Genomic DNA, 11,734 nt, shown 5'->3' with positions numbered 1-11,734 from the left:
ATCATGGATAGCACGACACTCAATTCCCCACTCGGCAGCCGCGCTTCGCAATATCTCGCGCTGACAAAGCCGCGCGTCACGCAGCTTGCCGTGTTTTGCGCCGTTATCGGCATGTTCCTGTCCACGCCCGGCATGGTGCCATGGGACAAGCTGATCGGCGGCGCTGTCGGCATCTGGTTGCTGGCCGGCGCGGCATTTGCAATCAATTGTCTCGTCGAGCAAAAAGTCGATGCGAAGATGCGCCGCACCGCGTGGCGTCCTTCGGCGCGCGGGCAGATCACGCCAACACAAATTCTCACGTTCTCCGCGTTGCTCGGCGGAATCGGCATGTGGACGCTCTACACGTTCACGAATCCGCTCACGATGTGGCTCACCATCGCCACGTTCGTCGGCTATGCGGTCATCTACACGCTGCTGCTCAAGCCTTATACGCCGCAGAACATCGTGATCGGCGGGGCGTCCGGCGCAATGCCGCCCGCGCTCGGCTGGGCCGCGGTGACGGGCACGGTGCCCGGCGACGCGTGGATTCTCGTGCTGATCATCTTCGTCTGGACGCCGCCGCATTTCTGGGCGCTCGCGCTGTATCGCCGCAAGGACTACGAGAACGCCGGCCTGCCGATGCTTCCCGTCACGCACGGCGAGAAATACACGCTGCTCAACATCTTCCTGTACACGCTCGTGCTGTTCGCAGTGACGCTGATGCCCTACATCTCCGGCATGAGCGGCGTCGTGTATCTCGCGAGCGCGATTGCGCTCGGCGCGGGTTTCATCGGCTATGCGTGGAAGATGTATCGCGATTATTCGGACATGCTCGCGCGCAAGACTTTCCGCTATTCGATCGTGTATCTGTCGCTGCTGTTCGGTGCGCTGCTCGTCGATCATTACGTGCGCACGGTGATCGGCGCATGATGATCGTTCTTCGTCGTGCATTCGCGCTGCTGATTTTCGCGGCGCTGCTCTCGGCGTGCGAGAAAGCGCCGGATTTCAAGAATCTCGATATCACCGGCAACAAGCAATTCGGCAGCGATTTCTCCCTGCCCGACACGCACGGCAAGACGCGCACGCTCGCCGATTTCAAAGGCAAGGCGGTCGTGTTGTTCTTCGGCTATACGCATTGCCCGGACGTGTGCCCGACAACGCTCGCCGAACTCTCGCAAGCGATGCAACAGCTCGGCGACAAGTCGAAAGACGTCCAGGTGCTGATGGTCACCGTCGATCCGGCGCGCGACACGCCTGATCTGCTCGGCCAATATGTGTCGGCGTTCAACGCGTCGTATGTCGGTTTGCGTCCGGCGAACGATGCGCAGCTCGCGCAGGTCGCGAAGGACTTTCGCGTGTACTACGCGAAGTCGCAAGGCAAGACGCCCGGCGACTACACCATGGATCACACCGCCGCGAGCTACGTGTTCGACAAGGACGGCAAGCTGCGTCTCTTCGCGCGCGACGGGCAAGGCGTCGAGCCGTGGGTTCACGACCTGAAGCTGTTGATCGATTGATTGCAAAGTGGCCCGCGCGGGCCACTTTTATTTTCAGCTGTCCGAAGACGGTTCGGGCAGGTTCAAGCCGGGCGCGAGCCGCGTCGCCTTGAATTCAGTGACCTCGTAATGCGCGAGTCCCTGCTGCGCGAACGGATCTTCCGCGATGATTGCATCGAGCCGATCGCGTTCGATTCCCGACGCCAGAATGATGCCGCCTTCGCGCGGCACCTTCGGCCCTGCGATCACGAAATTGCCCGCCGCGAAATGGCGTTCGAGATACGCGCGATGGGCGTCGAGGGCATCGTCGATTTCGGCGAGCGCGCCGGTGTATCGCAGATTGATGACGTACATGATGATGTTGCCTCCGGCGCGAAAGTTCGTGACGTTTCGTGGCGATTCTATCCGTACCCCGCCGAGCGTGATATTCACATGCGCATTCTGTATTTCACGTCGCACCGATGCTGTGCGAACATCCGTCACCCGGTTTGAATCGCTCGCCGGGGCGAATCACGCAACCCAGCAAGAACGCATCATCGAAACAGGAACACCATGCAGCGCAGAAATTTGCTCAAAGCCATTACCGCCGTCGCGGCGTCCGCCGCGTTGTTCACGAGCCTCGCCGCTCACGCCGATGACAAGGTCATCAAGGTTGGCACCATCGGCGGTCCAGACGCGCAGATCTGGCAAGTCGTGCAGAAGGTCGCGAAACGCGAAGGGCTCAACGTGAAGGTGATCGAGTTCAACGATTACGTTCAGCCGAACGCGGCGCTCGACGCCGGCGATCTCGACGCGAACAGCTTCCAGCATCAGCCGTATCTCGACAGCCAGATCAAGCAGCGCGGCTACAAGATCGTGAACGCGGGCCTCACGTATATCTCGCCGCTCGGCGTTTATTCGAAGAAGCTGAAGTCGCTGAAGGATTTGCCGCAAGGCGCGAAGGTCGCGGTGCCGAATGATCCGTCGAACGAGAATCGCGCGCTTTTGCTGTTGCAATCGCAAGGCGTGATCAAGCTGAAGGCGGGCGCCGGCACGAACGGCAACAACGCGACGGCGCTCGACGTGGCGGAGAATCCGAAGAAGATCAAGCTCGTGGAACTCGATGCCGCGCAACTGCCGCGCACGCTCGCCGACGTCGATGCCGCCGCGATCAACACCAACTTCGCGCTCGCGGCGGGTTTGCAGCCGACGAAGGACGCGATGACGCTCGAGGACGTGCATAGCCCGTACGCGAACCTGATTGCCGTGCGCGCGAAGGACAAGGACCAGCCCTGGGTGAAGAAGCTGGTCGCGGCCTATCAGTCCGACGACGTGCGCCAGTTCCTCAAGAGCGAGTTCAAAGGCTCGGTCGTGCCTTCGTTCTGAGAACGATTGCGCACGGCTATGCGACGGCGTCCCACGGGACGCCGTTTTCACTTGCGCGTCAAGTCAGTCGACGAAGATGGGCTGTAAATCCCGCTGCCACACGATGCCCCTGGATTCGTCACGAACGGGCGCGAAGCCAGTTCGCGTGAACAGCGCGCTAAGATCTTCGTGCGGTTCGTCCAGGCGGCAAATCAACTGATCGTAGCGCGCGCCGTGCGCGAAGTTCGTGCAGGCTGCGACAAGCTGCTCGCCCAGTCCGCGCCGCCGCGCACCCGGCTCGACGAACAGAAGTTCGATACGCGCCTGCTTTTCGGAGTCCGCAGTAAGCAACGCCGCACCGACGCGCGTGGCACGGTCCTGTTCCGCCACCCAGCAGGCGATGCGCGGCGTGCTCGTCTGCATCTCGGCGAGAAAGTGCGCCACCGTCTTCGCTGTGCGCGCTTCGCTGAAGAGCCTCGGCCGTTCGCCCGAATAAAGGTGAGCCTGACGTTCGATCATCCAGCCGAAGTCTCCGGCGCGCGGCACGCGCAGCCGTGTTTCTCCTTCGCCGGACGCCGGCGAGAGCAGCCGTTCGACGTCCGCCATCGCGGTGCATAGCTGTTCGATCTCGGCGGAAGTGAGTTGCTTCAGCAGCGTGGCGGCTTCGCCCGACACGTGCAGGTCGATCTCGTCGACCTGGGCCTTCGCCTCGTCCGTGATGCGCAGCAGGTGCGCGCGGCCATCCAGCTCGTTCTTGCGCCGCACGACGAGGCCGAGCTTCTGGAAGTTGTTGAGCAGCCTGCTCAGATATCCCGTATCCAGCCCGAGATTGCGCGACAAGTCGGCGGCAGTGGTGGCTCGCGCTTGCGCCAGCTCATGCAAGATGCGTACTTCGGTCAGGGAAAAGCTGCTCTTATGCAGCCGTTCGTGGAGCGCGCTCGTATGGCGTGCGTAGAAACGGTTGAAGCGGCGCACCGCTTCGACGGCCCTGCTCGGATCGATACTGTCCATCGCGTCAATCTCTCATTGATATTGTTGGAATTAATTGCGAATCCGAACTAAGACGCGCATTGTGCCAAAGATGAACGGTCGTGCGAATACGAAAATGCCCGAAAAGTGAGTTGTCGGGGAATTAGCGAACCGGTTCGGCCGGTGAAGCGACCATTGGGGTAAGTCCCGATGCCACGTCCGTTGTCATGAAGCATGCGAAATTCATATTAACCCATTGATTTTTAGGCAAGTTTGACGATTGCCAAGAGCCGGCGGTTTAGCGTTGACTGGTATTATGTTGGTTATATAATGGGCTCCAATTCAGCACGTCAGAGCGCTCGATGGAACATCGCTGGCAGGATTTGACGCCGGACTCGCAGGGCGACACGCCACTTTATCTACAGTTGGCTTCTCGTCTTGCCAAGGCGATCCACGCGGGCAACTGGGCGGCCGGCGAAGCGTTGCCCTCGGAGCGCACGTTGTCCGAAGGTGTCGGCGTATCGCGGATCACGGCAAGAAAGGCGATTGCGCTGCTCGTCGAGCAAGGCTTGATCCGGCGCGTGCGCGGGGCGGGCAGTTTCATCACGCCGCGCGTCGAAGACCCGCTTTCGCGACTCACCGGTTTCACCCGAAAGATGGAACAGCGCGGCTTCACGCCGGACTCGATCTGGCTGGATCGCGGACTGCGCGCAGCGAATCGCGACGAAACCGTGCGTCTGGGTTTGTCGCCGGGCGCGGCTGTTGCGAGCCTCAGGCGGCTGCGGCGCGCGGACGGCATCGTGATGGCGGTCGAGCATTCGACCTTGCCTGTCGCGGTGGTGCCGGACCCGCTCGCGATCGGCGCGTCGCTGTATCGATATCTGGAGGAGCGCGGGTTGTCGGTGGTGCGCGCGTTGCAGCATTTCCGGGCGGTGAACGCGGGCGCGGAAATCGCGCGGCTGATGGGCCTCGCGCCGCGCGCCGCTTTGCTCGTGATCACGCGCATCGGCTATTCGGCGGATCAGCGCGCGATCGAATTGACGGACACCTACTGCCGCGACGACTACTACGACTTCGTCGCTGAACTGCATCGATAAGCGTCGGCACAGACGCGCAAGACCCGAGACGCACCGAGAAAGCAAACAAGAGAACGAGAGGACCCAAGGAAGCCGTTCGCTTCTTTCATGACGAAAGCCTGCTCGCAGCATGGCGCGGACGGCACTGAACCTCATTCATGCATCGCGTACTTCCAGAGAACTTCATGCTGAAAGGAAACATACTCACGACCGACGGCTGGATCCACGGTTCGGTCCGCTTCGAAAACGGCCGCGTGACGGCGCTCGAAGGCCATATCGCCGATCCCCTCGCCAACGACGCGCCGTACATCCTGCCCGGCTTCATCGATCTGCACGTGCATGGCGGCGGCGGGCGCGACATCATGGAAGGCGGCGATGCGGCGGATACCGTCGCGCGCCAGCACGCGCAGCACGGCACGACGAGCCTGCTCGCCACCACGATGACCGCGCCGCGCGACGAACTCATGGAAGTCGTCGCCGGTCTCGGCGAACAGGCGAGACATCGCGCAGCGGGCGGCGCGCGCATGCTGGGCGTGCATCTGGAAGGCCCGTACATCAATCCGGGCAAGCTCGGCGCGCAGCCGGACGCCGCCGCGGTCGCGGTGCGCGACGAAGTGCTCAAGTATCTCGAACTCGCGCCGATCCGCGTCGTCACGATCGCGCCGGAAATCTCCGGCCATCTGGACATCATTTCCGAACTGGCCGCGCGCGGCGTGCGCGTGCAGCTCGGCCATTCGCTCGGCACGTACGACGACGCCGTCAACGCGCTCAAGCACGGCGCGCGCGGCTTCACGCATTTGTTCAACGCGATGTCGCCGCTGCATCACCGCGATCCCGGCATGGTCGGCGCGGCGCTCGCGCATGCCGAATACGCCGAGCTCATTCCCGATCTGCTGCACGTGCATCCGGGCGCCATCCGCGCCGCGATGCGCGCGATCCCGCGTCTCTATGTCGTGACCGACAGCACGTCGGCGGCCGGCATGCCCGACGGCGAATACCGTCTCGGCAGCCAGCATGTCACCAAATGCATGGGCGGCGTGCGTCTCGCGGACGGCACGCTCGCCGGCAGCACCCTGACCATGGATCAGGCGCTGCGCAATCTCGTCTCGCTGGGCATTCCGCTCGCGGACGTCTCGAATCGCCTGTCGCGTTTCCCCGCCGACTATCTCGGACTCGAAGACCGCGGCCGCATCGCGCGCGGCGCATGGGCCGATCTCGTCGTGCTCGACCGGAAACACGCGCTGACAGCCACGTACGTCGAAGGAGAATCAATTGTCGAATATGCTTAATGAGGCGCTGGAGTCCGCCGACGTCGTCGCGGCCCAGCTCGCCGATACCTCGCGTATCGAAGCGCTCGCGGAGAAGCTCAAGGAGCAGCCGCGCAATGTCGCGCTGACGGTCGCGCGCGGCAGCTCCGATCACGCCGCCAGTTACTTCGCAAGCCTGACGATGAGCCGCATCGGCATTCCGGTCGCATCGCTGCCGATGTCGGTCGCGACCTTGCAGCAGGCGCCGTTGCGCGTTTCCGGACAACTCGCCGTCGCGTTTTCGCAATCGGGCAAGAGCCCCGATCTCGTCGGCACGATGCAGGCGCTGCGCGACGCGGGCGCATTCACCGTCGCGGCGGTCAATGTCGCCGGTTCGCCGCTCGAAAGCGCGTGCGAATATTTCCTGCCGCTCCTCGCCGGGCCCGAGCTTTCGGTCGCGGCGACCAAGAGCTATATCGCGATGCTGTCGCTGTCGGCGATCGTCATCGCGCATGTTCAGCGCGACGTCGAATTGCTGAAAGCGCTCGATTCCTTGCCCGAGAAGCTGCGCGCCGCGGGCAAGCTCGACTGGACGCGCGCCGTCACCGAGCTGAAGGACGTCGATCGCATGATCGTGATCGGCCGTGGCCTCGGCCTCGCGATCGCGCAGGAAGCCGCGCTCAAGCTGAAGGAAACCTCGGGCATCCAGGCCGAAGCGTTTTCCAGCGCGGAAGTGCGCCACGGCCCGATGGAAATCATCGACAAGGACTATCCGCTGCTCGTGTTCGCGCCGCGCGGGCCGGAGCAGGCGGGTCTCATCCAGCTTGCCGCCGATATGCGCGCTCGCGGCGCGCGCGTGCTGCTCGCCGCGCCGGAAGATGTCGCGGATGCGGAGTTGCCGCTCGTCGCGACCGATCACCCGGCGCTCGACCCGATCGCCGCGATCCTTTCCTTCTATGTGATGGCCGCGGGTCTGGCCGCCGCGCGCGGGCGCAATCCCGACGCGCCGCGCCACCTGAACAAGGTCACCGAAACCCATTGAGTGAGATAGCCGATGCGCCGTGCCGAGGAGTCACTGTTGAACCATTCCATCGATAACCCGAACGACGTCGTGCTGCTCGCGCCGTTCACCGGCCCCGTCGTGCCGCTCGCCGACGTGCCGGACCCCGTGTTCGCCGAGGGCATGTTCGGCGACGGCATCGGCATCGATCCGCTCGATAACGTGCTCGTTTCGCCCTGCGACGGCACGATCACGCATCTCGCGCGCACGCATCACGCGGTGACGCTGCGCACGAAAGAGGGCGCGGAGATTCTCGTGCATATCGGCATCGACACGGTCGAGCTGGGCGGCAAGGGTTTCACGCCCAAGGTCGAGCAGGGCGCGACGGTGCGCGCGGGCGACGCGCTCATCGAGTTCGATGCGGATTTCGTCGCGCAGCACGCGCCGAGCCTCGTCTCGGTGATCGCGGTCGCGAACGGCGATGCCTTCGACGTCACCGACCGCGCCGGCCGCGGCGTGCTGACGGCGGGCTCGCGCCTGCTGGTATTGCGCGCGAAGCAAGGCGAGAAAGCCGAGACGGCGCGCACGGGCGCCAACGTGCTGGAAGAGGCGCGTCGCAGCGTGACGCTCGCGCACGCGGGCGGTCTCCACGCCCGTCCGGCGGCGCGTGCACGCGAAGCGGCGCGCGGTTTCGACGCGAAGGTCGAAGTGCGCTACGAAGGCAGAAAGGCGCCGGTGGAAAGCGTGGTCGGCCTGCTCGGTCTCGGTGCGGGCGAGGGCGCGACCATCGAACTCGTCGCTATTGGCGGGCAGGCGCAGCAGGCTGTCGAAGCGGTCGCCACCGAATTGCTGCGTGCGGCGCAAGGCGAAGTCGAAGAAACGCCCGCGCGCGTGAAGTCGCCCGTGCCGGTTGCCGCGGCGATCCGATCGGGCGAGCCGCTGCCGCCGAACACGCTCGCCGGCGTGTGCGCGGCGCCGGGCATCGCGGTCGGCAAGCTCGTGCGCTGGGACGATCAGGAAATCGTGCCGCCCGAACAAGCGAGCGGCTCGTCGGCGGCGGAAAGCCGTGCGCTCGACAAAGCCATCGCTCAGGTCGATGCCGAACTCGGCGAAACCGTGCGCACCGCGTCGCAGCGCGGCGCGGTCGGCGAAGCGGGCATTTTCGCGGTGCATCGCGTGTTGCTCGAAGATCCGACGCTCGTCGATGCCGCGCGCGATCTGATCAGCCTCGGCAAGAGCGCGGGCTTCGCGTGGCGCGAGGCGATCCGCGCGCAGATCGCGCTGCTCTCGAACGTGCAGGACGAACTGCTCGCCGAGCGCGCCGCCGATCTGCGGGATATCGAAAAGCGCGTGCTGCGCGCGCTCGGTCTGAACAGCACGGCGGCGCGCGAGCTGCCCGAAGAAACCGTGCTCGCGGCCACGGAATTCACGCCGTCCGATTTGTCTTCGATCGACCGCAGGCGCGTCAGCGCGCTCGTGATGGCGCGTGGCGGCGCGACCTCGCACGCGGCGATCATCGCGCGGCAGATCGGCATTCCGGCGCTCGTCGCCATCGGCGATGCGCTGCACGCGATTCCGGAAGGCACGCAAGTGGTCGTGGATGCATCGGCGGGACGCATCGAGCATGCGCCGACCGCGCTCGACGTCGAACGCGCCCGCAATGAGCGCGAGCGGCTCGCGGGCGTGCGCGAGGCGAATCGCAAGCTGTCGCAGCAAGCGGCATCGACGAAAGACGGCCGTCAGATCGAAGTCGCCGCGAATATCGCGACGCTCGACGACGCGAAGGCCGCCGTCGAAAACGGCGCGGATGCGGTCGGCCTGTTGCGCACCGAACTGCTGTTCATTCATCGCCAGTCGGCGCCGACGGTCGCGGAGCACGCGGAAAGCTATCAGGGCATCGTCGATGCGCTGCAGGGCCGCACCGCGATCATCCGCACGCTCGACGTCGGCGCGGACAAGGAAGTCGACTACCTGACGCTGCCGCCCGAAGAAAATCCGGCGCTCGGTCTGCGCGGCATCCGCCTCGCGCAAGTGCGCCCCGACCTGCTCGACGACCAGTTGCGCGGCCTGCTCACGGTGAAGCCGCTCGGCGCGGTGCGCATCCTTCTGCCGATGGTGACGGACGCCGGCGAGCTGCAGCGCCTGCGTGCGCGCATCGACGAACTGGCGCGCGAAGCCGGCCGCACCGAGCCGATCGAAGTGGGCGTGATGATCGAAGTGCCGTCGGCGGCGCTGCTTGCGGATCAACTCGCGAAGCACGCGGATTTCCTCTCGATCGGCACCAACGATCTCACGCAATACACGCTCGCAATGGACCGCTGCCAGCCCGATCTCGCCGCGCAATCCGACGGCCTGCATCCGGCGGTGCTGCGCCTCGTCAAGGCGGCGGTGCAGGGCGCGGAAAAGCACGGCAAATGGGTCGGCGTGTGCGGCGCGCTCGGCGGCGATCCGGTCGCGGCGCCTTTGCTCGTCGGCCTCGGCGTGACCGAGTTGTCGGTCGATCCGGTGTCCGTGCCCGGCATCAAGGCGCGCGTGCGCAATCTCGATTACCAACTGTGCCGCCAGCGCGCCGAGGACTGTCTCGCGCTCGAATCGGCGCAGGCAGTAAGAGCGGCAAGCCGCGAAATCTGGCCGCAGGACTAATCGTCCGTCCCGTGGCGAGATTCGCGGATTCATTTTCGAAATCCCCCAAGCAGTAACGACAAGACTTATATTTTTGGAGAACCCGATGGACGCCAACCCGTTTGCAAAGATGCAGCGACTAGGTCGCGCGCTGATGCTGCCGATCGCCGTGTTACCGGTGGCCGGCCTGCTTCTGCGTCTCGGCCAGCCCGATGTCTTCGACATCAAGATGATCGCCGACGCCGGCGATGCGATTTTCACCAACCTGCCGCTTCTGTTCGCGATCGGCGTGGCGGTGGGCTTCGCGAAGGACAACAACGGCACGGCGGGTCTCGCCGGCGCGATCGGCTACCTCATCGAAGTGGCCGTGATGAAGGACATCAACGAAAAGCTCAACATGGGCGTGCTGTCGGGGATCATCGCCGGTGTGGTGGCGGGCTACCTGTACAACCGGTACAAGGACATCAAGCTGCCCGAGTATCTGGCGTTCTTCGGCGGCAAGCGTTTCGTGCCGATCGTCACAGGCGTCGCGTGTCTGATACTCGGCATCGTGTTCGGCTACGTGTGGCAGCCGGTGCAGGCGGCGATCGACACCGCGGGCAACTGGCTGACGACGGCCGGCGCGCTCGGCACCTTCGTGTTCGGCGTGTTGAACCGGATCCTGCTCGTGACGGGTCTTCACCACATCATCAACTCGCTCGCGTGGTTCGTGTTCGGCTCGTACACGCCGGCCGGCGGCGGCGCGGTGGTGCACGGCGACCTGCATCGCTTCTTCGCGGGCGACCCGACCGCGGGCGGCTTCATGACCGGCTTCTTCCCGATCATGATGTTCGGCCTTCCGGCCGCGTGTCTCGCGATGTTCCATGAAGCGCCGAAGGAGCGCCGCGCGATCGTCGGCGGCCTGCTGTTCTCGATGGCCCTGACCGCGTTCCTGACGGGCGTGACCGAGCCGATCGAGTACAGCTTCATGTTCCTCGCGCCGGTTCTCTACGCGATCCACGCGGTGCTGACGGGCCTGTCGCTCGCGATCTGCTCGGCGCTCGGCATCCATCTGGGCTTCACGTTCTCGGCGGGCGCGATCGACTATGTGCTGAACTACGGCCTGTCGCAGCGCGGCTGGATGGCGCTCGTGATCGGCGTCGTCTACTTCGTCATCTATTACGGTCTGTTCCGCTTCTTCATCCGCAAGTTCAACATGGCGACGCCGGGCCGCGAGCCGGCCACGACCGATGCGCAAACCGATGTCGATACCACGGTCGCAGGCGGTCTGATTCCGCCGGTTCCGGGCGCGGCAGTGGCGGCATCGAACACGCGCGCTGCAAAGTACATCGCGGCGCTCGGCGGCGCGTCCAACCTGACGCTCGTCGATGCCTGCACGACGCGTCTGCGTCTGTCGGTGGTGGATTCGGAGAAGGTGTCGGAACCGCAGTTGAAGACCATCGGCGCGCGCGGCGTGCTCAAGCGCGGCGCGACCAACGTGCAGGTGATCATCGGACCGGAAGCGGATCTGATCGCCGATGAAATCCGCAGCGAGCTCGAACATTCATCGACGCGCGGCGCGACGCCCGCATCGTCGACGCCGGCGCAACCGGTCGCGGCGGCGAGCGCCGATCAGACGCCCGGCCCGCTCGATCCGGACCCGTTCCGCTGGCTCGCGGTGTTCGGCGGCGCGACCAACGTCGCATCGCTCGACGCGGTCGCCCAGACGCGCCTGCGCGTGGTCGTGCGCGATCCGTCGTCGGTGGATCGTCAGCGTTTGTCGTCGCTGGACGTGGCGTGGGTGTCGGCCGATACGTTCCACATCGTCGTGGGCGCGGCGGCCCCGCGTTATGCGGCGCAACTGTCCACGCGTTTGACGGGCAATGGCGGCGGCACGGCGCCGATGCCGGCATAAGCGAGCTTGAAAGCAGACGGCACCTTCGGGTGCCGTTTGTTTTTTCAGCGCAAGACCAAAGAAAAAGCCCGCCGTCTCATCGACGGCGGGCTTTGCAATTTCTGCTA

General features: G+C 64.8%; 10 protein-coding genes. 8 read left to right on the top strand and 2 right to left on the bottom strand.

Translation table 11 applies throughout. The features are described from left to right. Window positions 1–3: 3 nt before the first annotated feature. Both cyoE and NOV72_RS23295 read left to right on the top strand, forming a co-directional pair. The gene (gene cyoE, locus NOV72_RS23300) at window positions 4–909 is read left to right on the top strand and encodes a heme o synthase (RefSeq protein ID WP_106856922.1); all 906 of its coding nucleotides are present in this window, start codon (window positions 4–6) and stop codon (window positions 907–909) included. Next, on the top strand, window positions 906–1,496 hold the full coding sequence (locus tag NOV72_RS23295) for an SCO family protein (protein ID WP_106856921.1): 591 nt from the start codon (window positions 906–908) through the stop codon (window positions 1,494–1,496). Before cyoE ends, NOV72_RS23295 begins: the two co-directional genes overlap by 4 nt. A gap of 33 nt (window positions 1,497–1,529) precedes the next feature. Here NOV72_RS23295 and NOV72_RS23290 read toward each other — a convergent pair whose 3' ends face one another. Next, the gene (locus tag NOV72_RS23290; protein ID WP_106856920.1) at window positions 1,530–1,829 is read right to left on the bottom strand and encodes a YciI family protein; all 300 of its coding nucleotides are present in this window, start codon (window positions 1,827–1,829) and stop codon (window positions 1,530–1,532) included. 198 nt (window positions 1,830–2,027) lie between these two features. Here NOV72_RS23290 and NOV72_RS23285 point away from each other — a divergent pair, with 198 nt between their 5' ends. Beyond that, on the top strand, window positions 2,028–2,840 hold the full coding sequence (locus NOV72_RS23285; RefSeq protein ID WP_106856919.1) for a MetQ/NlpA family ABC transporter substrate-binding protein: 813 nt from the start codon (window positions 2,028–2,030) through the stop codon (window positions 2,838–2,840). A gap of 63 nt (window positions 2,841–2,903) precedes the next feature. Here NOV72_RS23285 and NOV72_RS23280 read toward each other — a convergent pair whose 3' ends face one another. After that, window positions 2,904–3,830 (bottom strand): bifunctional helix-turn-helix transcriptional regulator/GNAT family N-acetyltransferase, encoded by a 927-nt coding sequence (locus NOV72_RS23280; protein ID WP_106856918.1) that lies wholly within the window; start codon window positions 3,828–3,830, stop codon window positions 2,904–2,906. A gap of 320 nt (window positions 3,831–4,150) precedes the next feature. Here NOV72_RS23280 and NOV72_RS23275 point away from each other — a divergent pair, with 320 nt between their 5' ends. The 5 genes from NOV72_RS23275 (at window position 4,151) to nagE (ending at window position 11,627) form a co-directional block, all read left to right on the top strand. After that, window positions 4,151–4,885, top strand: coding sequence for a GntR family transcriptional regulator (locus NOV72_RS23275; RefSeq protein ID WP_106856917.1), 735 nt, complete (start codon window positions 4,151–4,153; stop codon window positions 4,883–4,885). Window positions 4,886–5,049: 164 nt separating this feature from the next. Then, the gene (gene nagA, locus NOV72_RS23270) at window positions 5,050–6,153 is read left to right on the top strand and encodes an N-acetylglucosamine-6-phosphate deacetylase (protein WP_106856916.1); all 1,104 of its coding nucleotides are present in this window, start codon (window positions 5,050–5,052) and stop codon (window positions 6,151–6,153) included. Next, window positions 6,146–7,153: an SIS domain-containing protein gene (locus NOV72_RS23265; RefSeq protein ID WP_106856915.1), complete on the top strand. Its 1,008-nt coding sequence runs from the start codon at window positions 6,146–6,148 to the stop codon at window positions 7,151–7,153. The genes nagA and NOV72_RS23265 overlap by 8 nt, the downstream gene beginning before the upstream one ends. Window positions 7,154–7,165: 12 nt before the next feature. Further along, on the top strand, window positions 7,166–9,754 hold the full coding sequence (gene ptsP, locus NOV72_RS23260; protein ID WP_106856914.1) for a phosphoenolpyruvate--protein phosphotransferase: 2,589 nt from the start codon (window positions 7,166–7,168) through the stop codon (window positions 9,752–9,754). Between the two features lie 85 nt (window positions 9,755–9,839). Continuing rightward, a complete protein-coding gene (gene nagE, locus NOV72_RS23255; RefSeq protein ID WP_106856993.1) occupies window positions 9,840–11,627 on the top strand; it encodes an N-acetylglucosamine-specific PTS transporter subunit IIBC in 1,788 nt (595 codons plus the stop codon). Window positions 11,628–11,734: the final 107 nt, after the last annotated feature.

Source organism: Caballeronia novacaledonica (assembly GCF_900258035.1).
In the GTDB taxonomy this organism is placed as follows: domain Bacteria; phylum Pseudomonadota; class Gammaproteobacteria; order Burkholderiales; family Burkholderiaceae; genus Caballeronia; species Caballeronia novacaledonica.
This window is presented reverse-complemented; position numbering and strand designations above follow the sequence as displayed.

Coding starts and splice junctions, on each gene's coding strand:
- NOV72_RS23290 (WP_106856920.1), bottom strand. CDS start 1,829: ATGTACGTCATCAATCTGCGATACACCGGCGCGCTCGCCGAAATCGAC.
- NOV72_RS23280 (WP_106856918.1), bottom strand. CDS start 3,830: ATGGACAGTATCGATCCGAGCAGGGCCGTCGAAGCGGTGCGCCGCTTC.
- nagE (WP_106856993.1), top strand. CDS start 9,840: ATGGACGCCAACCCGTTTGCAAAGATGCAGCGACTAGGTCGCGCGCTG.
- nagA (WP_106856916.1), top strand. CDS start 5,050: ATGCTGAAAGGAAACATACTCACGACCGACGGCTGGATCCACGGTTCG.
- NOV72_RS23275 (WP_106856917.1), top strand. CDS start 4,151: ATGGAACATCGCTGGCAGGATTTGACGCCGGACTCGCAGGGCGACACG.
- NOV72_RS23285 (WP_106856919.1), top strand. CDS start 2,028: ATGCAGCGCAGAAATTTGCTCAAAGCCATTACCGCCGTCGCGGCGTCC.
- NOV72_RS23265 (WP_106856915.1), top strand. CDS start 6,146: ATGCTTAATGAGGCGCTGGAGTCCGCCGACGTCGTCGCGGCCCAGCTC.
- ptsP (WP_106856914.1), top strand. CDS start 7,166: ATGCGCCGTGCCGAGGAGTCACTGTTGAACCATTCCATCGATAACCCG.
- cyoE (WP_106856922.1), top strand. CDS start 4: ATGGATAGCACGACACTCAATTCCCCACTCGGCAGCCGCGCTTCGCAA.
- NOV72_RS23295 (WP_106856921.1), top strand. CDS start 906: ATGATGATCGTTCTTCGTCGTGCATTCGCGCTGCTGATTTTCGCGGCG.